The sequence below is a fragment of the Duncaniella muricolitica genome, assembly GCF_910574735.1.
GTDB classification, from domain to species: domain Bacteria; phylum Bacteroidota; class Bacteroidia; order Bacteroidales; family Muribaculaceae; genus Duncaniella; species Duncaniella muricolitica.
Map to the genome: position 1 here is coordinate 58,543 of NZ_CAJTCF010000007.1, position 22,832 is coordinate 81,374.

At 51.2% G+C, this 22,832-nt stretch carries 17 protein-coding genes; 15 read left to right on the forward strand and 2 right to left on the reverse strand.

Features of this window, described 5'->3' with window-relative positions; translation table 11 throughout:
- Positions 1-26 precede the first annotated feature (26 nt).
- The 10 genes from QGT73_RS02840 (at position 27) to QGT73_RS02885 (ending at position 14,709) form a co-directional block, all read left to right on the forward strand.
- Positions 27-839 carry a purine-nucleoside phosphorylase gene (locus QGT73_RS02840; protein ID WP_123616040.1) on the forward strand — a complete coding sequence of 271 codons (813 nt, stop codon included), beginning with the start codon at positions 27-29 and terminating at the stop codon, positions 837-839.
- 10 nt (positions 840-849) lie between these two features.
- Positions 850-1,869, forward strand: a complete 1,020-nt coding sequence (gene thiL / locus QGT73_RS02845; RefSeq protein ID WP_123616041.1) for a thiamine-phosphate kinase — start codon at positions 850-852, stop codon at positions 1,867-1,869.
- A 94-nt stretch (positions 1,870-1,963) separates the two neighbouring features.
- Entirely contained in the window at positions 1,964-3,058 is a 1,095-nt protein-coding gene (locus tag QGT73_RS02850) for a hypothetical protein (RefSeq protein ID WP_280121339.1), read from the forward strand.
- Positions 3,059-3,185: 127 nt separating this feature from the next.
- Positions 3,186-3,719: an RNA methyltransferase gene (locus QGT73_RS02855; RefSeq protein WP_280121340.1), complete on the forward strand. Its 534-nt coding sequence runs from the start codon at positions 3,186-3,188 to the stop codon at positions 3,717-3,719.
- 81 nt (positions 3,720-3,800) lie between these two features.
- Positions 3,801-6,203 (forward strand): CotH kinase family protein, encoded by a 2,403-nt coding sequence (locus QGT73_RS02860; protein WP_280121341.1) that lies wholly within the window; start codon positions 3,801-3,803, stop codon positions 6,201-6,203.
- A 98-nt stretch (positions 6,204-6,301) separates the two neighbouring features.
- Positions 6,302-6,988 carry an ATP-dependent Clp endopeptidase proteolytic subunit ClpP gene (gene clpP / locus QGT73_RS02865; protein ID WP_280121342.1) on the forward strand — a complete coding sequence of 229 codons (687 nt, stop codon included), beginning with the start codon at positions 6,302-6,304 and terminating at the stop codon, positions 6,986-6,988.
- Between the two features lie 6 nt (positions 6,989-6,994).
- Positions 6,995-8,263 (forward strand): ATP-dependent Clp protease ATP-binding subunit ClpX, encoded by a 1,269-nt coding sequence (gene clpX, locus QGT73_RS02870; RefSeq protein WP_123616046.1) that lies wholly within the window; start codon positions 6,995-6,997, stop codon positions 8,261-8,263.
- A 74-nt stretch (positions 8,264-8,337) separates the two neighbouring features.
- Positions 8,338-10,512 (forward strand): DNA helicase RecQ, encoded by a 2,175-nt coding sequence (gene recQ, locus QGT73_RS02875; protein ID WP_280121343.1) that lies wholly within the window; start codon positions 8,338-8,340, stop codon positions 10,510-10,512.
- A gap of 42 nt (positions 10,513-10,554) precedes the next feature.
- A complete protein-coding gene (locus QGT73_RS02880) occupies positions 10,555-11,217 on the forward strand; it encodes a cell division ATP-binding protein FtsE (RefSeq protein ID WP_280121344.1) in 663 nt (220 codons plus the stop codon).
- A 324-nt stretch (positions 11,218-11,541) separates the two neighbouring features.
- Complete coding sequence (locus QGT73_RS02885; RefSeq protein WP_280121345.1) at positions 11,542-14,709, forward strand: DUF4114 domain-containing protein; 3,168 nt, start codon at positions 11,542-11,544, stop codon at positions 14,707-14,709.
- 106 nt (positions 14,710-14,815) lie between these two features.
- On the opposite strand, the gene QGT73_RS02890 is transcribed toward QGT73_RS02885, so the two are convergent.
- Positions 14,816-16,177 carry a TrpB-like pyridoxal phosphate-dependent enzyme gene (locus QGT73_RS02890; protein ID WP_280121346.1) on the reverse strand — a complete coding sequence of 454 codons (1,362 nt, stop codon included), beginning with the start codon at positions 16,175-16,177 and terminating at the stop codon, positions 14,816-14,818.
- Between the two features lie 127 nt (positions 16,178-16,304).
- On the opposite strand from QGT73_RS02890, the gene QGT73_RS02895 reads away from it, so the two are divergent.
- Entirely contained in the window at positions 16,305-16,931 is a 627-nt protein-coding gene (locus QGT73_RS02895; protein ID WP_123616052.1) for an HAD family hydrolase, read from the forward strand.
- 78 nt (positions 16,932-17,009) lie between these two features.
- Here QGT73_RS02895 and QGT73_RS02900 read toward each other — a convergent pair whose 3' ends face one another.
- Positions 17,010-17,684, reverse strand: coding sequence for a lysophospholipid acyltransferase family protein (locus QGT73_RS02900; protein ID WP_341874101.1), 675 nt, complete (start codon positions 17,682-17,684; stop codon positions 17,010-17,012).
- A 247-nt stretch (positions 17,685-17,931) separates the two neighbouring features.
- Here QGT73_RS02900 and QGT73_RS02905 point away from each other — a divergent pair, with 247 nt between their 5' ends.
- The 4 genes from QGT73_RS02905 to QGT73_RS02920 all read left to right on the forward strand — a co-directional run bounded on the left by QGT73_RS02905 (position 17,932) and on the right by QGT73_RS02920 (position 22,715).
- Positions 17,932-18,702 carry a succinate dehydrogenase cytochrome b subunit gene (locus QGT73_RS02905; protein ID WP_280121348.1) on the forward strand — a complete coding sequence of 257 codons (771 nt, stop codon included), beginning with the start codon at positions 17,932-17,934 and terminating at the stop codon, positions 18,700-18,702.
- Between the two features lie 92 nt (positions 18,703-18,794).
- Positions 18,795-20,774, forward strand: a complete 1,980-nt coding sequence (locus QGT73_RS02910) for a fumarate reductase/succinate dehydrogenase flavoprotein subunit (protein WP_280121352.1) — start codon at positions 18,795-18,797, stop codon at positions 20,772-20,774.
- 30 nt (positions 20,775-20,804) lie between these two features.
- Entirely contained in the window at positions 20,805-21,560 is a 756-nt protein-coding gene (locus QGT73_RS02915) for a succinate dehydrogenase/fumarate reductase iron-sulfur subunit (protein WP_123616055.1), read from the forward strand.
- Between the two features lie 249 nt (positions 21,561-21,809).
- Positions 21,810-22,715, forward strand: coding sequence for a helix-turn-helix transcriptional regulator (locus QGT73_RS02920; protein WP_280121349.1), 906 nt, complete (start codon positions 21,810-21,812; stop codon positions 22,713-22,715).
- Positions 22,716-22,832 lie beyond the last annotated feature (117 nt).

The following is a 22,832-nucleotide window of genomic DNA, read 5'->3' on the forward strand; positions in this document are numbered from 1 at the left end:
ACATATTATACTTAATAGCCAATATCATGCTTGAAAAAATCAATCAGACGGCAGAATATCTGCGTTCGCAAGTATCCGAAATGCCCCGCACAGCCATTATCCTCGGCACAGGTCTCGGTCCGCTCGTTGATCATATAACCGACAAGAAATTTATCCCTTATAGCGAGATACCCAACTTCCCCGTGTCGACTGTCGAAGGCCACAGCGGCAATCTTATTTTCGGCAAGCTCGGCAACAAGCCTGTCATCGCCATGCAGGGCCGTTTTCATTATTACGAGGGTTATGACATGAAGACCGTGACATTCCCCGTGAGAGTGTTCAAGGCTCTCGGTGTGGATACACTGTTTGTGTCAAACGCCTCGGGCGGTATGAACAAGGAGTTTGTTGTCGGCGATGTAATGACCATCACCGATCACATCAACCTCTTCCCCGAGCATCCTCTGCGCGGCAAAAACTATCCCGAGCTCGGCGTTCGTTTCCCGGCCATGACCTATGCCTATGATCCCGAACTCATGCGTCTTGCCGACGAGATTGCCGCTGAGAAGGGTATCCGGCTCATGCACGGAGTGTACGTAGGCGTTACCGGCCCGACATTCGAGACTCCGGCTGAATATGAATACTATCGCGTGATAGGCGGCGACTGCGTGGGCATGTCGACCGTACCCGAAGTGATTGTGGCCAACCATGCCGGCATGCGTGTCTATGGCATTTCGGTGATTACCGATCTCGGTGGCAAGGATGTGAAGCAGGTGCCCACTCACGAGGAGGTGCAGCAGGCGGCCGTTATCGCCCAGCCCAAGTGTCTGGAGATTATGAAAGAACTCGTCAACCGTTGCTGATACCGCAGTCATGGAGATTTCCCAATTGGGTGAGTTCGGTCTTATTGACCGGCTCACCAAAGATTTGCCCGTAGTAAACGCCTCGACTGTCCGCGGTGTGGGTGATGACTGTGCAGTGTTGCGCAACCGCGATACCGACATACTCGTCACCACCGACCTGCTGCTTGAAGGCGTGCATTTCGACCTCACCTATGTGCCGCTCAAACATTTGGGCTACAAGTCGGCGGTGGTCAATTTCTCTGACGTCTACGCCATGAACGGCACACCCAGGCAGATAACGGTCTCGCTCGGCATTTCGAGCCGTTTCACGGTTGAGCATATGGAGGAACTCTACAGCGGCATACGTCTTGCGTGCGAGATATATGGCGTTGACCTCGTAGGCGGCGACACGACCTCTTCGCGCCAGGGACTTGTCATATCCATCACATGCATCGGCGAGGCCGAGAGTGACAAGGTGGTATCCCGCTCGGGAGCCAAGGATACCGATCTCATATGCGTGTCGGGTGACCTCGGAGCAGCCTATATGGGCCTTCAGCTTCTTGAACGTGAGAAGGTGGCTTCGGCCGGACAGAAGGATTTTGTCCCCAATTTCAGCGGCAAGGAATATCTTGTGGAGCGTCAGCTCAAGCCTGAGGCACGCAAGGACATCATACGCGAGCTTGCCGAGGCGGGCATCGTGCCGACTGCAATGATGGATATAAGCGACGGTCTCAGCTCCGAACTGATGCATATATGCAAGGCCGGAGACGTCGGGTGTCGTGTGTTTGAGGAGCGTATCCCCATTGACTATCAGACAGCAGTAATGGCCGAGGAGCTCGGCATGAACGTGGTTACAGCCGCGCTTAACGGCGGCGAGGACTACGAGTTGCTGTTCACTGTGCCTCTGCATTTCCATGAGAAAGTCAAAGACCTGCCGGGTGTCAAGGTGATAGGACATATCACCAAACCGTCGCTCGGATGTGCGATGGTCACACGTGACGGTGGAGAGATAGCCCTTCAGGCCCAGGGCTGGAACCCTCTGAAACAGTAGTAGGGTTAAAATAGGATAAAAAGTAGCCCGGATGGCGCATCGGGTTTAAACTTTTCGCGCATCGGTGACTCTAATTAATAAAAAGACGATTATTATGAGAAAATTTTTACACACCCTAATGCTTGTCGTAGCTTTGGCGGCCATGTCGTCACCTGCTATGTATGCCCAGCGTCATCAAGGTGCTCATGGTAACGATAATCGCACCGAGCGCAGAAAGGAGTCGGCTCGTCCGGCGGGAAATGGCAGCCACAACGGTAACCGCGGTCAGAGCGGTCGCCCCGGAGTGGGGGCGTCAGGCCGTCCGTCGGTGGGTAGCAGTCGTCCCGCTTCCGGCTCCACACGTCCGTCATCGGTCGGAAACAATCATGGCAATAAGCCTTCGGGCAATCGTCCCGATGTCGGCAACCGTCCCGGCGGCAGCCAGCGTCCCGGTGTGGGCACAACCCAGCGTCCCGGCAACAATCGCCCCGATAATTCCCGACCCAATGTCGGCAACAACGGCAACCATCGTCCGTCGACCGGTACATCGGGCCGTCCCGGAGTGAGCGGCAGCCACACCGGTCAGAAGCCCGGTGTCGGTCATCGCCCGTCCGAGCCATCGCGTCCCGGTGTCGGCCATCATCCGTCGGCTCCGTCGCGTCCGGGCGTTGTGCATCGCCCTTCACATAAGCCGGCCCCGCGTCCGCCGATGATAGCTCCGCCTCACCGTCCCTACCGCCCTGTCATAGCGCGTCCGCATTATCGCCCGACACCTCCTCCGGCATGGCGTCCCCGTAGAGGGTTGCCTGTGATACGCGGCATCCTCGGCCTCACTTTCGGAGCGGCCTTCAACGTGTCGCTTGACTATCTTTATAATTCGGGCTACACGGTCGATGGTTACGGCAACAACATCGTATATCTGCGCAATGTCCCTGCCATGAACTATATATGGACTGACGGCGCGCTCTATTACGGCAACGGCGGACTCGATGCGTCGAGCTTCTATTATTCGACACCGGGTTATGATCTCTCGCGTTACAATGCCGTCTACTCCACACTGGTCAACACATATGGAGTGCCTGTGACGGTCAATAATTCGGGAGGCATGATGACATCGACATGGTTTGGCGGTAACAACGGCTACATCACCCTCTCGTTTGGAGCAGGCACCGCCGGACGTTTCCTCACGACCCTCACTCTTGGACTGTAAATCAGGTATTTGAAAATTAAAATAGAAAATGCGAAATCGGCGTTACAATTGCTGATTTCGCATTTTCAATTTTAATTTCTCAAAATTTTTATTACCTTTGTGTCTATTAACTCATTATACGCAAACAATGGAAAAAAAGACTATTTGGGATCTGAATCGTGTGGATGTCGAGCATTTTCGCCGACAGTCAAAAATGCGTCTCACCGTGGTGCTTGACAATGTGAGGAGCCTGAATAATATAGGTGCTATTTTCCGTACATGTGATGCGTTTGCCGTAGAGCGTATAATGCTGTGTGGCATCAGTGCATGCCCCCCCTCGCCCGAAATCCACAAGACCGCTCTCGGCGCGGAGGAATCGGTCGAGTGGGCTTATTTTCCGACCACGGCCGAATGTATCGAATCGTTGCTGCGCGAAGGCTACACCCTGTGTTGTCTCGAACAGGTCAAAGGGAGTGTGGAGCTTCAGGATTTCAACCCGCAGGACGGACACCGCTACGCTCTTGTGCTCGGACATGAGGTGAATGGCGTGGATCAGAATGTGGTCAACCAGTGTGACGTGTGTCTCGAGATACCGCAGCTCGGCACCAAACACTCGCTCAACGTATCGGTGTCGGGTGGTATAGCCATATGGCACTTCTTTACTCACATCGCTCCGAAGTGATGTCGCGGTGCCTTAGCGGATACCGCTGGTTATCTTCTTGATTGTTATTTTATTACCTGAATCATTGTAACTATTGTATTTATGAGACTGCTGACCTCGCTCCTTACTTTTGCCGCTGCGGCTTCAATGCCGGTGGCTTCGGAGGCTGAACTGATTATAAACGAACTGATGCAGAGCAACATCGACTGCATCATGGATGACCTGAACGAATTTCCCGATTCATGGGTCGAACTTTACAATGCCGGCACGTCGGGTGTCAGTCTGTCGTCTTACAGCATAGGCATAAAGCCGGACGGCTCGGACGCCTATCAACTGCCGTCTCAGACAGTCCGGCCCGGCGGCTATGTGATAGTCTATTGCGACAAGGTCGGCGACGGCATGCACACGCCTTTCCGGCTCGACTCCGGCAAAGGGGCGGCCGTCTATCTGTATAAAGGCTCCACACTCGTCGATAAAGTCGAGGGGCTCAAGAAGCAGCCGGCTCCCAATATATCCTACGGACGTGTTGTCGACAAGGCGAGTGTATGGGTGTACCAGTGTACTAGTACACCAGGATACTCCAACTGTGGCCGTGGCAGCAACGAGATACTCGGCAATCCCGTATTTTCTCATATGGGCAGAGTGGGTGCTCTCGGGTTCAGTCTCTCGCTGTCGTTGCCGTCCGACGCACCCGACGGAACGGAGATACGTTACACTACCGACGGCTCCGAGCCTGTGGCGACATCTCAGCTATACACTTCCCCCATATGGATAGGCAAGACCACCAATGTCAGGGCCAAGCTCTTTTGTGACGGTTACCTGTCGCCGCGCTCGACCACTCACAGCTATATCTCGCTCGGGCGTGACATGATTATGCCGGTAGTGTCGATGGTGACTGTGGGCGATTATTTCTACAGCCGGGACAAGGGCATATATAACGAATACAACAACGGCACTGTCAATAATCAGTCATATAGGCAGGATTGGCGCAGACCTGTCAACGTCGAGATATTCATGAGTCAGGGAGAGGGGAGTGTCATCAATCAGTTGTGCGAGACCAGGGTCAAAGGCGGAGCCTCGCGCGGAGCAGCTCTCAAGTCGCTTGTGGTATATGCCAACAAGCGTTTCGGCACAAAGCGTCTCGAGTATGAGTTTTTTCCCAAAGACGCTCCGGGGCGCACTGACTGGAAGTCGATAGAGCTGCGCAATTCGGGCAATGATTTTGACTATCTGTATTTTCGCGACGCGCTCATCCAACGCAACATGGGACGCAACGCCGACCTCGACTGGCAGCCTTACCGACCGGCCATACTGATGATTAACGGAGAGTATAAGGGTATGCTCAACATACGCACGCGCACCAACGAGGATTATGTCTATACTCTATATGACGGAGAGGAGGATATAGACATGTTTGAAAACTGGTGGGAACTGAAAGAGGGCACGTGGGACAACTATAACGCTTTCAAGGAGTTTTATTCCGGCACAGGGCAGACATACGATGAGTTTGAGAAGCGGATGGACACCGGCGAGTTTGCCAACCTCATGATTATGGAACTGTTTCACAACAATCTTGATTTTCCCGGCAATAATATCGTCATGTGGCGTCCGAGAGCCGAAGGCGGCCGCTGGCGGTGGATAGCCAAGGACACTGACTTCGGGCTCGGTCTATATGACCGCACGTATGCCTACAAGACCTTCGACTGGCTTCATGACAATAATTTTGACAAGGACAACGCCTGGGCCAACAAGCCCGAACATACCCGCCTTTTCAGACGACTGATGGATATCAGAGAGTTTCGCGACATGTTTGTCGACCGGTGTGCCGTCTATATGGGTGACTTTCTTAACGGACGTGTGATAGGAGCGGAGATTGACGCCATGTCGTCGGCCATAAAGCCGGAGTATACCCGTCATCGCGCACTGTTCAATCCGTGGTGGCCCAATTATGACGAGGAGGTGCGCAAAGCCAAGCAGTGGGCTGCGGACCGTACAGAGTTTTTCTACACACATCTTGCCGACTATTACAAGCTCGGCACTCCCCGCGCGGTCACGATAGATGCCGGACGCACCGACGATGTGGCCTTGAGAGTCAACGGAGTGCCCCTGCGCGGCCGCTCGTTTGACGGTAAATATTTCCAGGGCCGCACTCTTACTGTTGAGGGAGCCTCGGACGGAGCTACGGTTGACTCCTGGCGAGTGACTGTCAGATATAGCGGGTCATCCTCGACGGTGCAGACTTTCCCCGGCCCGAAGTTGTCCATTGTTGTGCCTTCGTGTGTATCGTTGTCGGTCGAGTCGGTGATTTCTCAGAGCGGCATCGGAGAAATCGGCTGTAACGGAGACGGAGAGGCTTTTGATTACGGACAGACCGTTGACGTATATGACATAGGCGGACGCCGGCTCATGCAAGGAGTGCCGGTCGGTGAAGCCGTGTCGCTCCTGCCTTCGGGCATCTATGTGGTGCGTCATGACGGCAAGGCTGTGAAGATTGCGGTCAGATAAGCGCGTAAATCAAACAAAAAAATATGTGAGGTGTTTGCATTTACGTGATAATTTTGTAATTTTACATTATAAAAACGAAGAAAGAATAGAAGAAAGCTATGAATAAGGATTTTAGAAACTATGCCGTGCATCATCTCGGCATGAATGGATTGGCTCTTGACCAGTATACATCGGCCGCGGCATCGCAGATAACATCGTCATACATCTCTCCCACCATTATAGAAGAGCGTCAGCTCAACGTAGCCCAGATGGACGTGTTCTCACGTCTGATGATGGACCGCATCATCTTTCTGAGCACAGATGTCAATGATTACACCGCCACCGTAGTGCAGGGTCAGCTTCTGTATCTCGACTCGGTAGACCCCGGCAAGGACATCTCCATATATCTCAACTCGCCCGGCGGATCGGTGATAGCCGGTCTCGGACTCTATGACACCATGCAGCACATCAAGAGCGACGTCTCGACCATATGTATCGGCATGGCCGCATCAATGGCCGCCGTGCTCCTCGTGGCCGGCGCGCAGGGCAAGCGTCTCGCCCTTCCCCACTCGCGTGTAATGATACACCAGCCTCTTGGCGGAGTGCAGGGTCAGGCTTCCGATATCGAAATCACAGCCCGCGAGATACTCAAATATAAGGCGGAGCTTTACAAAATCATAGCCGACCACTCAGGCATGTCGCTTGACCGTATCGAGGCCGACGCCGACCGCGATTACTGGATGACAGCCCAGGAGGCCAAGGACTATGGTATGATTGACAATATCCTTCTTCCCGAAAAGAAATAATCGAGAATGGCTAAAAGCAGTAATAAAAACGGCACCGGGTCGGTGAAATGCTCATTTTGCGGCAAGGAACCGTCGTTTACCGACATCCTTGTGCCGAGTCCGCTCGGCGACGCCTATATATGCAGCGATTGCGTCGACCAGATAGAAGGTCTCCTCAAGGACTATTTCAGCGATGAGGAGGCCGGCAAGGCCCGTGCCAAAGGTAAAAAGCCCCGCAAGGAGGCCGAAGCCGAAAAGGAAATACCCACCCCCAAGCAGATATGCGATTTCCTTAACCAGTATGTGATAGGCCAGGACGATGCCAAGAAGTATCTCTCTGTGGCTGTCTATAATCACTACAAGCGTCTCGCGCAGACACGCGACGACGTGGATATAGAGAAAAGCAATATCATAATGGTTGGTCCGACCGGTACAGGCAAGACGCTTCTGGCCAAGACGATAGCCCGACAGCTCGATGTGCCGTTCGCTATAGTAGACGCCACGGTGCTCACCGAGGCCGGCTATGTAGGCGAGGATATAGAGAGTCTGCTCGTGCGTCTGCTTCAGGCTGCCGACTATGACGTGGCCAAGGCCGAGCGCGGCATCGTGTTTATCGACGAAATTGATAAGATAGCCCGCAAGGGTGACAACCCCTCCATCACGCGCGACGTCTCGGGCGAAGGTGTGCAGCAGGGCCTTCTGAAGCTGCTTGAAGGCTCGGTGGTCAACGTTCCGCCGAATGGTGGCCGCAAGCATCCGGAGCAGAAGATGATAGCCGTCGATACAAAAAACATACTCTTCATATGCGGCGGAGCCTTTGACGGCATTGAGCGCAAGATCGCTCATCGTCTCAACACCCATGTGGTGGGATTTACCGGGCGCGCCGAAAGGTCAAAGATTGATTCGGACAACTATCTGAAATATATCGCACCGCAGGACCTCAAATCGTTCGGACTCATCCCCGAGATAATAGGCCGTCTGCCAGTGCTGGTCCATCTCGATCCGCTCGACCGCGCAGCTCTGCTCAAAGTGCTTACCGAGCCTAAGAACGCCATCATACGCCAGTATGAAAAGCTCTTTGCGATGGACGGCGTGAAGCTCACATTCGCGCCCGACACACTTGAGTTTATCGTCGACAAGGCCATAGAGTACAAGCTCGGCGCGCGAGGACTGCGCACTATTGTCGAGACCATCATGATCGACCCCATGTATGAGACCCCTTCCAACAAGGTCGACGAGCTGGTCATCACAAAAGAGTATGCCGAAGAAAAAATCAAGAAGGCCTATATAGGCTGATCTCTCCGTCTGTTTATAAAGAGGGCGTTTCATAAGCAACCTCCAAACCACTCACCTCATTTCCTATCCAATCCATGAACCACAGTCTTCAAACGGCACTGAAAGAGCATTTCGGATTTGATTCCTTCAAGGGCAATCAGGAAGCCATCATGTCCAGTCTACTCGAGGGTAAGGATGTCTTTGTCCTTATGCCCACAGGCGGTGGCAAATCGCTGTGCTACCAGCTCCCCGCACTCATGATGGAGGGCACTGCCATAGTGATATCGCCACTGATAGCCCTGATGAAGAATCAGGTCGACGCCATGCGCCATTTCAGTGCGGCAGACCATGTGGCTCATTTCCTCAACTCGTCGCTCAACCGCTCGGCCATCGACGCTGTCAAGACCGACATCAGGGCCGGACTCACCAAGTTGCTTTATGTCGCTCCCGAGTCGCTGACAAAGGAGGAGAACATAGAGTTTCTCAAGACGATAAAAATATCGTTTTATGCAGTCGACGAGGCCCATTGCATCTCGGAGTGGGGTCATGACTTCCGACCGGAATATCGCCGCATACGTCCTATAATCAATGAGATAAATGTGCGTCCGGTCATAGCTCTCACGGCCACGGCCACCCCGAAGGTGCAGCATGACATACAGAAGAACCTCGGCATGGGCGATGCCATCGTCTACAAGTCGTCGTTCAACCGTGCCAACCTCTACTATGAGGTGCGCCCCAAGACGTCAAACATTGACAAGGACATAATCAAGTTTATCAAGAGCCATCCCGGCAAGAGCGGCATCATCTACTGTCTGAGCCGCAAGCGAGTCGAGGAACTGGCCGAGATGCTCCGGGTCAACGACATCAAGGCGTTGCCCTATCATGCCGGCATGGATGCGGCCACCCGCAGTGCCAACCAGGATGCGTTTCTGCTTGAAGAGGTCGACGTGATTGTGGCCACCATAGCCTTTGGCATGGGCATCGACAAGCCCGATGTAAGGTTTGTGATTCACTATGACATGCCAAAGTCGCTCGAAGGCTATTATCAGGAGACCGGGCGAGCCGGCCGTGACGGAGGTGAAGGCCTCTGTGTGACGTTCTATTCGGCCAAAGACCTGCAGAAGATGGAAAAATTCATGCAGGGCAAGCCAGTGGCCGAGCAGGAGATAGGAAAACAGTTACTCATAGAGACTCAAAGCTATGCCGAGGCCAGTTCGTGCCGCCGGCGTTCTCTCCTCTTCTATTTTGGTGAACAATTTCACGAAGACAACTGTCAGAATTGCGACAATTGCTTAAATCCCAAGAAAAAAGTGGAAGCTAAAGAAGATTTATGCGCAGTGCTTGAGACCATCATCGCTCTCAAGGAAAAGTTTAAAGCCGATTATGTATGTGACGTTGTGCTCGGCAACGCCACCTCTATGGTCAAATCATATCAGCATGACGAACTCGATGTGTTCGGATGCGAGAAGGGCGTCGAGGAACGTCTCATCAGTGCCGTAATCCGTCAGGCCACCCTCATGGGTTATCTGGAACGGGACATCGAGAATTACGGGACACTATCGATTACGGCCAAGGGTAAGAAGTTTCTCAACTCGCCCGTGTCGTTCAAGGTGGTCGAGGACTCGGAGTTCTCAAGCGAGCCCGAGCCTGAGATGATGAAGAGCGGAGCCTCGTGTGCGGCCGATACTGAGCTTTACAGCATACTCAAGGATCTCCGCCGCAAGGTGTCCAAGCAGCTCGGTCTGCCTCCTTACGTAATATTCCAGGACCCGTCGCTCGAGGCCATGGCCACGACCTATCCCATATCAATAGAGGAGCTTCAGAACATACCCGGTGTGGGCATAGGTAAAGCCAAGAGATATGGAGCCGAGTTTGTCAAGGTAATCAAGCGTCATGTCGAGGACAACGAGATAGACCGTCCCGAGGATCTGCGTGTGCGCAGTGTGCCCGATAAAAACTCTACCAAGCTGTATATCATCACGCTCATCGACCGCAAGATCCCTCTGCCTGAGATTGCTCACTCGAAGGGCCTGGAGTTTGATGAACTGATTGATGAAATCGAGGCCATAGTCTATTCCGGTACCAAAATCAACATCAACTATTACATCAACGAAATTATTGATGAGGACTCGCAGGAGGAGCTTTTTGATTTCTTTAAAGAGTCAGAGACCGATGATCTCAACAATGCTTACAAGGAGTTTGGCTCCGATTTCACAGAGGATGAGATCCGTCTCGCACATATCAAGTTCCTGTCAGAGATGGGCAACTGATGACTCCACGCGTGTTTTAATATATAATCATAAAGTTGAGCCATGCCTTCAGTGATAGACTATAGAGATGTCACCATTCACCGCAACTCGCTTATTACTCTCAAGAATGTCAGTCTTAAAGTAAAGCAGGGTGAGTTTGTGTACATTATCGGTAAGGTCGGCAGCGGAAAGTCAAGTCTGCTCAAATCGCTGTATGCCGACGTGCCGGTAGCGGCCGGAAGCGCGCATGTGCTTGACTATGACTTGCGTTCGATACGTAGCCGAGACATACCTTATCTGCGGCGTCAGATAGGCATTGTATTTCAGGATTTCCGTCTGCTCACTGACCGCAGTGCCGAAGACAATCTGCGTTTTGTGCTTAAAGCCACAGGTTGGCGCGACAAGGCGGCTATGGACGAGCGCGTCGAGGCGGTGCTCAAAAGTGTCGGTATGACCAACAAGAGCTACAAGAAGCCGTTTGAGCTTTCGGGTGGCGAGCAGCAGCGTCTGGTCATAGCGCGCGCACTTCTCAACAATCCGCCGCTCATACTGGCTGACGAGCCTACCGGAAATCTCGATCCGGCAACGGGGGAGTCGATAGTCAGTCATCTCCACGCAATCGCGCGACAGGGGACTACAGTAATAATGGCGACACACAATATGTCGCTTGTCGAGCAATTTCCGGCCCGCACCCTCGTATGTGCCCAACGTACCATCAACGAGTAGCGGGAAAATGAGATTTAAACGTTCTTTAAGATAAAATAAAGCCAGACTTGCAAGTCTGGCTTTATTTTATCTTAAAGAACGTTTAAATACAAATATCAATAAGACTCTTAATTGTTTATATATTTGTCGCATACATTGTCAGGATAGGTGTGGGTTACATTATATAACATAATTGATAGTTTGGTGTCGTGTCAATATCATTGCCAAGATGTATATTTGCAGTGCTTGTAGCTGATAAATCCTAACATCAATAATATAGTAATGATACAAAGACTAAATTTACCTACATTATCCACATTTATTACTTGTGCGGCGACTTGTGCTTTGACCTCTTGTGCACTTGAAACTCTTGAAATCCCCGATGGGGAAAGATATACGCGCGAGTTTATAAAACAACTTGGGCCGATTGATTCGAGCCATGACTGGAATCTATCACAGCGAGTCACTCTCAAGTTTGCTTCGGCAGTGCGTAAGAATGTGGCTACTATCAATGTCTACAACAAGATGCCCGGCAGCCCAGGATGTCAGATTGCCGCCTGTATCAGACCGGACGTGGATAGCTTCAGTTTTGATTACCCGAGCACGGCTTTGTTTGCCTGGGTTGATGGCCGTGATGCTGACGGCAATGTGATATTCGGAGATTATTATAAGATTAAAGATGGACTTATCACTCTTGGAGAGATCGGGTCACGCGCAGTGACATTTCCGTCAGGAATATATACATGTGAAGACATTTCAGCCTACAAGGCATATGACGTCGAGGCTATTTTTGACAAACCTTACGGTGAATCGGACAGGACAGTCGTAGATTATAGATGGACACCGTCTGACAGATCGGTATTTGGAAACTTCTCCAATGCATATAACCATGCTTTGTGGGAGCGTTATGACTTTTCAGGCAAGACATCTTCAGATGTGTTTGCCGAAGTGGTCGAGAGTATTGAAAAAATCAATCTCACGAATGCCGAGCGTGCGGAGACAGTTGTATATAGTAAGGAAATCAATAATACAGCTAACAAGTTTGCTGAAGAAAGTTTCAATAACAATCCTTGGCCATTTCATCTTGGCAACGGTAACGGTGCTTTTCTTGTTCAGGAGACAGAAAGGGAAGATGACGAGCGCGATTTTTCAAAGCTTGACGGTAAGATTGTGTTGTGGCAGGGCATAAAGAAGTATAGCTGGTATCAGGATGGTCGAGAGCATACCGGTTACTTCTGGGATGCCGGCAGTGAGTGGGGACTTGTGCTCAACAAGGCCTACACGATGTCATACATAGTCAATCGTAAACATCTACCATATATAAGAATGTGTGTCAGGGTCTACTATTCGCTCGAGAGTGAACGTGTGCCGGCATTTGAATGGTGTGAGCCATCGACTGTCAAATGTTATGCGGCCGATGGTTCGGAGTGTGGTGAGGTTACGGACATGACTCATAGGGTGATATCTGTTGAGCCTCCAGCTTCGAGATCATGGCGTATAACCAATAACTGGCTTATCAACGGAGAGTATTTACCACTGAGCTGTTTTAAAAATGGGGAGTTGGATGTGTCACCGGCTCATGACGAGCGAACATCTGACGGGCTGTATGTATCTAAAATAATTCTCGATGGAGAGCAGATAGAAGAATTGTTTGCTATGGATAAAGCTGTCATACGTGGCCATGGGCTTGTAATTGACCGTGTGACCGTGCAGCTTCTTGATGTTGATGATACTCCGGCGATACCCGGGAAAGTATTAAAGCCGGCGGGAGAGGCTCCGCTTAACGAAGCACTGAAATTCTATGCTGTGAAGAATGATGGCCGCTATCTGGAACCCAATTTTGACGATGATTCGCCAGGTACATCTCTTCAAGAGTTGATGAATCTTGTCGGCGAGCATGGAGTGTTTAACGAAGGAGTCAACAAGAAGTCTCACTTATGCAACATGATCCGTTATAAGGACAGATTGCCGTCAATGAGCGAGGGAGTGACGTTTGAAGTAGGTGATGATGGCAGTGGAGGCAGCGAAGTGGCACTTCACTTCCTTTACGGAGCGACTGGATTCAATGATTGTTTCGGATATTTCTATTATAAGGGAGAGAGGCCTACGGGCGAAGAACTTATGAAGTTGCCAAAGTATATACTCATACATAATGCACGTCCGCAGCGTAATCTGATGGCGAGTACGGATGGCCATGCATGGTATCACCGGCCCTATCATACCGGCTTGGATGATGTGGTGAGTCAGATCGACGATGGGACGTTTGAGGGGGACGTGCCACGTATACGCCGCAGTCAGTATAAACTCGTAAATTTCGGTTATGGCGATACGCCTGACCCTATTGGGTCAACAAAATTTGAGGCTGGGACCAAAATTGGTTTCTTTATGATTCTGTCGGGTTATACAAAGTTTTGGGGCGGAAAAGATAATTATAGGAATGTGGAGGATGAAACCATACGATGGATGACATGTGACGATATGGTTGTAACGCCATCGGATATAGCATTTTCATTTCCCGAAATGAATCGTGATATTGGCCATGTGTTCTCAGTAAATCATCGTCATGATGTGTGTGGAGATGGAGATCCGGACAATCGGGGCGGTTATAAGTATCAGCCACAGGATATGGAGGATGCCGGATTTATGGCATTCACACGTTACAGCTATGGCGGTTATCCGTTGCTTAGTGTCGAGGACTGGGGTGTCAAGGGTGACCACGATATGAACGATATGATATTTTATGTAAGCGGAGTCAAAACCGATGATGTAAAGCCTGTCGGTACTCCTGTCGTGCAGCAGAGCTGGCTTCTGCTTGCTGAAGACCTAGGTGGAACGTTTGACCTTGATTTTAATGACGCCGTTATCGGGATTTCGCATGTGGCTACCAATATAGAGGCCGATGATGAAGGAGTAGGTGGTGACTCGTCTCGCGAGACAACCTATGGGCGAGTCTATCTCACGGGCCTTGCAGCCGGAGGCACATTGCCGTTGGAGGTGTTATATGACGGTCGACCGATAAGCGACTATGATATCCAGGCCAAGAATATAAAGTATTTTCACGAGTGGTTCGGACTTGATGCTCCTCGCGTCACAAATGCTATGGGATTTGATTCGGATCGAGTGCGTTCATTTCTACTGTCGGGTATACCGAGTTTTAATATAGCACCGACTGTCGGTGCGACACATTCGGCAGGTACTGCTTTGAGCCAGTTTTCGATAGTCGTTTGGCGTGACGGAGAGCGCAAGGAGTTGAGACAGTTCTGGACCGGAGGTGCGGAAGGTGTCGGTGAGATGGATCTGGCTGCACCTCAGTTACTGATTATACCGACTTCACCCGACGATATATCCTGCTGGAGGTATCCTTATGAATGTACGCCTATCTATGAGGCCTATCCTGGATTTAAAGAGTGGGTTGGAGACAAGAACAATGCTGTGGATTGGTATAAGGAGGCTAACCGTGATCAGAGAGTTAAGGTTGTCAATCATGGCTGGAATGGGTATGATAGCAAGTAGAAGGTTGTATGATTTGTCACGTATTAAGCTCTACATCGGCTAAATAAGAAAAAGTGAAACCCGGCCAATCAAGACCGGGTTTCACTTTTTCGTTTATAACAGTTGTTTAGAGGTTTTCGAGGTTTTTCTCGATTTCTTCGTCGGAGACAGTGTAGTTGATGAGGTCGCCTGAGAGGTATTTGTCATATGAAGCCATGTCGACGAGTCCGTGGCCCGAGAGGTTGAAGAGGATTACCTTTTCTTCGCCCGGCTGGAGTTTTTTGACTTCGCGTATGGTGGCTGCGATGGCGTGGCACGACTCGGGGGCCGGGATGATGCCTTCGGCGCGAGCGAAGAGACATCCGGCCTCGAATGATTCGAGCTGGTCGATGTCTACGGCTTCCATCAGTCCGTCCTTGAGCAACTGGCTTACGATTACGCCGGCACCGTGGTAGCGCAGACCTCCGGCATGGATGTTGGCCGGCTGGAAGTTATGGCCGAGCGAGAACATGGGCAGGAGCGGAGTGTAGCCGGCTTCGTCGCCAAAGTCGTAGCAGAATTTGCCCTTGGTGAGCTTGGGGCACGACGAGGGTTCGGCTGCGATAAATCTCGTGTGGTCCTTGCCCTCCTCGCCGGCAATCTTGTGGCGCATGAAGGGGAAAGAGATACCGCCGAAGTTGGAGCCGCCACCGAAGCAAGCTATCACCATGTCGGGATATTCACCGGCCATCTCCATCTGCTTTTCGGCTTCGAGGCCGATTACAGTCTGATGGAGTGTGACGTGACTCAGCACGGAGCCGAGGGTGTATTTGCAGTCGGGGGTGGTGCGTGCCAGCTCGACGGCTTCGGAGATGGCTGTGCCGAGCGAGCCCTGGCAGTTGGGGTTGACTGTGAGGATGTCCTTGCCGGCGCGGGTCGACATGGAGGGCGACGGGGTCACCTGTGCTCCGTAGGTCTGCATGATGCTGCGGCGGTAGGGTTTCTGCTCATAGGAAATTTTTACCTGATAGACGGCAGCTTCGAGTCCGAAGAGCGAGGCTGCATATGAGAGTGATGCACCCCACTGGCCCGCTCCGGTCTCGGTGGTGACGTTTTTGACGCCCTCTTTCTTGCAGTAGTAAGCCTGTGGGATGGCCGAGTTGAGCTTATGGGAACCCATAGGCGACACGCTCTCGTTTTTGAAATATATATGTGCCGATGTGCCGAGGGCTTTCTCCAGACCGTAGGCGCGCACAAGCGGGGTGGAGCGGTAATACTTGTACATCTCTCTGACCTCGTCGGGGATGGGTATCCAGCGGTCGGTCATGTTGAGCTCCTGGTCACTGCACTCGCGGGCAAAGATGGGGTAGAGGTCTTCGGCCTTCATGGGCTCGCGTGTCTGCGGGTTGAGCGGAGGCAGCGGCTTGGTTTTCATATCGGCCTGGATGTTGTACCATTCGTGTGGAATCTCGCTTTCGGGAAGGAAATATCTTTTGGGTTTTTCTTTCATTTTGAGATTAGGTTTTTGATAAAATTGGTCAAAATTACTCAGAAAATTTCTAATGACAAAGCATGATATGGTGCGATATATGTTTTTTTACTAATTTTGTGGCTGTTTTTAATGTATATTTGACAAGATGAACAATACATATAGTAAGAAAGGCATGCTGTTTGACCTCGACGGCGTGCTTGTGGACAGTGAGGGCGAATATTCAAAATTCTGGGGAGCCATGGGCGACCGTTACGGCCTGGTCTCCACTTTCGCCTCCGACATCAAGGGTACGACCATCGGAGAAATATTGCAAAATTTCCCCGAATCGGACCGCGACGGTATCCTTGCCGCGCTTCATGAGTTTGAAGCAAATATGGAGTATCCCGTCTATCCGGGAGTTATGGAGTTTCTCGGCAGGTTGAAGAAGGCCGGCATACCTTCGGCTATCGTAACGAGCAGCGACAATGTGAAGATGGATCTGCTGTTCGGCCGTCGTCCGGAGCTGCGTGAGATGGTCAATGTGGTTATCACCGGTTCGATGGTAAGCCGCAGCAAGCCTGATCCGGAGGGTTATCTCAAGGGAGCCGAGCTGATAGGTGCTCCTGTCGAGGAGTGTTGCGTGTTTGAAGACTCTCTGCAGGGACTTCAGGCCGGACGTTCGTCGGGCGCGACCGTGGTAGGCATCGCCACTACCAATTCTCGCGAAAAAGTGGCTCCGCTGGCCGACATAACTGTGGACAGGTTTGAGGAGATATTGTCGTTGGAATTGTAACAAACATAAGTATAAAATAGATGAGAGATGACTGCCGCGGCAGTCATCTCTCATCTATTTTATAGTTTTGGCGATGTGTCAGTCTGTCCTTGATCTTGACAGAGGGGTTGACTCGCGGACCGGAAGCACCGAGGCTATAGCTTCGCGGCTCTGCTCCATGAGTGCGGCGATGTCGTGTCCGTCGCAGCCGGGGTGGATTGGCTTGTGGATGGTAATCCTGATATGTCCGGGGCGGGGGAGAAACTTGAATCTCGGCAATACGTCGAAAGCACCGTCGATGGTGACCGGCACCACGGGGAGATTAAACTCCACGGCCAGTTTGTAGGCTCCCTTTTTGAAACGCCTCATATTGCCGTCCCAAGAGCGGGCTCCTTCGGGGAAGACCGTGAGCGACATGCCTCCGCGCAATTGCTTCTCGGCCTCCTGCATGGTGCGTCGAGTCGCGCTAACCGAAGAATTGTCGACAAATATCTGTCCGGCGGCTTTGCATGCCCATCCGACAAAGGGAATCTTGCGCAGGCTTTCCTTCATCATCCAGCGGAAATTGTGGCCGAGATATCCAAAAAGCGAGAATATGTCATATGCGCCCTGATGGTTGGCGACAAATACATATGATGTGTGCGGGTCGATGTTGTCGCGGCCTTTCACTTCGACCGACACAAATGCAAGCCGGCAGAATATCCTCGCCCATATGACCTCGGGATAGTAGCCCCACCAGCGTCCGTAGCCAAGGGCCGAACCGATGACTGTCATCAGGGCAATAATTATTGTAGAGACTACAATTATGGGGCAAAAGATGAAAATCTGGTAAATTCTATATAGAAGAAGCATGATATGAGGGTTGTTTGAGAGTGCAAAAGTAGCTAAAATTCGGTAAGATTAAAGAAAAATTTCTTTAAATATTGTGAGAGCCGTGGATTTGCACTATCTTTGCATTGGAAAAAGATTGTACAAAAAATATCAATTATTCAATAAATTCTAATTTTTACTCAACACTACTATGTGGTTAACATGCTCATCAATAGGACGCAAGTTTGTGATGGCACTCACAGGAGTCTGCCTTGTCCTATTTGTCACGTTTCACTGTCTGATGAATGGTGTCGCACTCTTCTGGCCTTCGGGCTATAATGCCGTGTGCGAATTTCTGGGTGCCAACTGGTATGCTCTCGTAGCATCTCTTGGCCTTGCAGCACTTTTCATCATTCACATTGTTTATGCCACCTGGCTGACGCTTCAGAATCGTCGTGCCCGTGGCGCGGACCGTTATGCAATTGCCGGCGCAGCTCCCGGCGTAGAATGGTCGTCAAAGAATATGCTTGTGCTCGGTATCGTGGTACTTGCATTTCTCGTAGTTCACCTTATCCAGTTCTGGGCCAAGATGCAGCTTGCCGAGATACTTGGCGAAGAGTATGTATACAACGGTGTTGAGGTTCATCCCGCCAACGGCATGGCCTTTATCTACATCGCCTTCTCTCAGATCTGGACTCCCATCGTTTACATCATCGGCTTTATCGCACTGTGGTTTCACATGAATCATGGATTCTGGTCAATGATGCAGACCGTAGGCTGGAACGGTGACACCTGGATGCCCCGTCTCAAGACTATCGCTGCCTGGTGGACTTCGATTGTCGTAGGTCTCTTTATCATTCAGGCTGTCGTATTCACCGTCAAGGCCAACAGTTGCTGTGACGTTACATCACTTTGCTCGGGTGAAGAGTGTGTGGTGGAAGTTGTAGACAGTTGCTGCGCTTCTGAGATAATCACTGAATAATCCTGCGGGAACTATTTTACGAACTAAAAAAATCACTACCAGATATGGCAGACATAAAGAACCTCGAGGGGATGATTGACTCCACCCCCATCATGAAGGATTATGCCGACATCGAGTCCTCAAAACTTCCTGAATATCAGATAGACTCCAAGATTCCCGAAGGACCCTTGGCTCAGAAGTGGACCAACTATAAGGCTCACCAGAAGCTCGTCAACCCCGCCAACAAGCGTAACCTTGACGTTATCGTCGTAGGTACGGGTCTGGCCGGCGCATCGGCAGCCTCGACTCTCGGCGAGCTCGGATTTAATGTGCTCAACTTCTGCATCCAGGACTCACCCCGCCGTGCTCACTCTATCGCAGCACAGGGCGGTATAAATGCAGCCAAAGACTATCAGAACGACGGTGACTCGGTGTATCGTCTCTTCTACGATACAATCAAGGGCGGTGACTTCCGCTCGCGTGAAGCCAACGTATATCGTCTGGCCGAGGTGTCAAACAACATCATCGACCAGTGTGTGGCTCAGGGTGTCCCCTTTGCACGCGAATATGGCGGCCTGCTTGCCAACCGTTCATTCGGCGGCGCACAGGTGTCACGTACATTCTATGCCAAGGGCCAGACCGGCCAGCAGCTCCTGCTCGGAGCCTATTCGTCGCTCAACCGTCAGATCAAGAAGGGTACCGTCAAGTCGTTCAACCGTCGCGAGATGCTCGACATCGTTATCATCGACGGCCGTGCCCGCGGTATCATCGTGCGCAACCTCGTGACAGGTGAGCTGGAGCGTTATGCAGCACATGCCGTAGTGCTCGCCACCGGCGGCTACGGACGCGCATTCTTCCTCTCGACCAACGCTATGGGCTGCAACGGCTCTGCCGCTGTCCAGGCTTTCAAGAAGGGTGCTTATCTTGCCAACCTCGCGTTCACTCAGATTCACCCCACATGTATCCCCGTTCACGGTGAGGACCAGTCGAAGCTCACCCTTATGAGCGAGTCGCTCCGTAACGACGGCCGTATATGGGTGCCCAAGAAAAAGGAGGATGCCGAGGCTATCCGTGCAGGCAAGAAGAAACCTACCGATATTCCCGATGAGGACCGCGACTTCTATCTCGAGCGTCGTTATCCCGCCTTCGGTAACCTTTGTCCCCGTGACATCGCCAGCCGCGCAGCCAAGGAGCGTTGCGATGCCGGCTATGGCGTAGGTACAGGCAATGCCGTATATCTCGACTTCAAGTATGCCATCGAGCGTCTTGGCGAGGATGTGGTACGCGACCGTTACGGCAACCTCTTCGACATGTATCAGATGATTTCTGATGACAACCCCTACCAGACCCCGATGATGATCTTCCCCGCCAGCCACTACACCATGGGCGGTATCTGGGTTGACTATGAGCTCCAGACTTCGGTCAAGGGTCTCTTCGCTCTGGGTGAGTGTAACTTCTCTGACCACGGTGCCAACCGTCTCGGCGCGTCGGCTCTCATGCAGGGTCTCGCCGACGGCTACTTCGTGATACCTTACACCATGCAGAACTATCTCAGCGACCAGATCAAGGTGCCTCACTTCACCACCGACACCAAGGAGTTTGACGAGGCTGAGAAGGGTGTACGCGAGCGTATTCAGAAACTCATGAACATCAAGGGTACCAAGTCGCCCGACCAGATACACAAGCGTCTCGGTCACGTGATGTGGAATCTCGTAGGCATGGGCCGTACCCTCCAGAGTCTTGTAAAGGCTCTCGACGAGGTAGAGGAGGTACGCAAGGAGTTCTACACCGATCTCCGCATCGTAGGCCGTGCCGATGATCTCAACCAGGAGCTCGAAAAGGCTCTCCGTCTCGAGGACTTCCTCGTGATAGCCAAGATGATGGCCATCGACGCCCTCAACCGCAACGAGTCGTGTGGCGCACACTTCCGCGAGGAGTATCAGTTGGCCGACGGTGAGGCTGCCCGTAACGACAAGGACTACATGTATGTGTCGTGCTGGAAATATACCGGCGAAAACGAAAAGCCCATCCTTCTCAAAGAGCCCCTCAACTACACCGAGATCAAGGTTCAGACCCGTAACTACAAGTCATAAACAATCCCCCGATTTTTTATCTGAAGCAAAATGGAACATAATATAAATGTAAACCTCAAGATTTGGCGCCAGCGTAGCCCGAAAGAACCGGGGGCGTTCAAGAACTACCGCGTGGAGAATGTATCCACCGGAAGCAGCTTCCTCGAGATGCTCGACATGCTCAACCAGCAGCTCGTGGAGAAGGGTGAGGAGCCTGTAGTGTTTGACAGCGACTGCCGCGAGGGCATCTGCGGTATGTGCTCGCTCTACATCAACGGACATCCCCACGGTCCCGTGCAGGGCATCACAACATGTCAGCTCCACATGCGTAAGTTCAACAACGAGGACACCATCACTATCGAGCCCTGGCGTTCGGCAGCTTTCCCCGTGATACGCGACCTTATGGTCAACCGTAACGCTTTTGACCAGATACAGCAGGCCGGCGGTTACGTGTCGATCAACTGCGGCGGTGCTCAGGATGCCAACTCGCTCCCCATCTCCAAGGAGGTGGCCGACGTAGCCATGGACTCAGCCACATGTATCGGTTGCGGTGCGTGTGTTGCAGCATGTAAGAACGGTTCGGCAATGCTCTTTGTCAGCGCGAAGGTAAGCCAGTTTGCACTTCTGCCCCAGGGCCAGGTGGAGCGCGCTCGTCGTGCCCGTGCCATGGTCAGCAAGATGGACGAGCTCGGTTTCGGCAACTGTACCAATACAGGCGCATGTGCTGCCGAGTGTCCCAAGAACATCTCGCTCAGCAACATCGCCCGCCTCAACCGCGAGTTCCTCAAGGCCAAGTTTGCCGACTAATCATTACATGACAGTCTATGCTTCGGACGAAGCATTAGTGAGTTTGTCTAATTACAACTCATAAGATACAGACAATCAATATATAGCCGTGTGCTTTAATATAAAGCGCGCGGCTATATTTTTGTGATATTTCAGACTGAATGATGAAATATTCAAAAAAACTATGATAAAGTATATTGTTTTTAGTCTAAACTGCCGCGTTTTGTCAGCTTCTTGTCATAACTTTGTTGTTGAAAATCAGAAACAACTATGGCCCAGTCAGAACTGTTTAAGAGATATATTTGGCTCGTAGACCTTATATATAGAAATGATGGCATTACCCGTGACGAGATTAATCGTTGCTGGTGTCGGTCATGCCTCAACACTGACGGAGAGGATGAGATACCCGAAAGAACTTTTCACCGACATAAGATTGCCATCAGGGAATTGTTTGACGTAGACATCGTATGCGACCGCCATGGCGAGAAAACTTACCATATAGCCAATCGGGAGACGCTTAGACAGGATGGTGCGAGGGATTGGTTGCTCAATACTTTTGCTGTTAACAATATCCTGTCGGAATGCACGGATTTGAAACATCGTATCCTTTTTGAACCTATGCCGTCAGGACAACATTATCTTGCGCCTGTTATCGAAGCGATGCGCGATGGCAAAGTCATAATTCTGTCGTATCAAAGCTACAGGATGGATGCGCCCGGACCGCATGAGATCGAGCCATATTGCCTGAAGATTTACAAACAAAGATGGTATCTTTTGGGCAGACGAACTGACAGAGATGTAATGCGGATTTTCGCTCTTGACCGAGTCAAGGGTATTGAGTTTACTGACAAGACTTTCGTGCTGCCGGATTCGTTTGATGCGGAGGAATATTTTAAAGATACTATTGGTATAATTGTCGAAGAGCATTGCAGACCTCAGAGAATAACGATACACGCAGTCAATGGCCAACAGAATTACATCCGTTCGCTTCCTATACATCATACGCAGCAGGAAGATGAGACTGAAATCAACGGGGCAAAATTCAGCATCTTTGCTCAGCCCAATAACGATCTTATTCATGAGTTGCTGAAATATGGTGAGGATGTCACTGTGCTTAGTCCGGAATGGCTTAAAGAAAAAATCCGACGGAAAGTAAATAACGTGAGTTCGATATAAGAGTTCAGTTATCCAATAATAAAACAATCAGCCATTTAGCATAAAACTAAATGGCTGATTTTCTTGGTATTCTCGCGAAAAATTCGTAAATTTATAGTGTCCAATTATAACATTTAC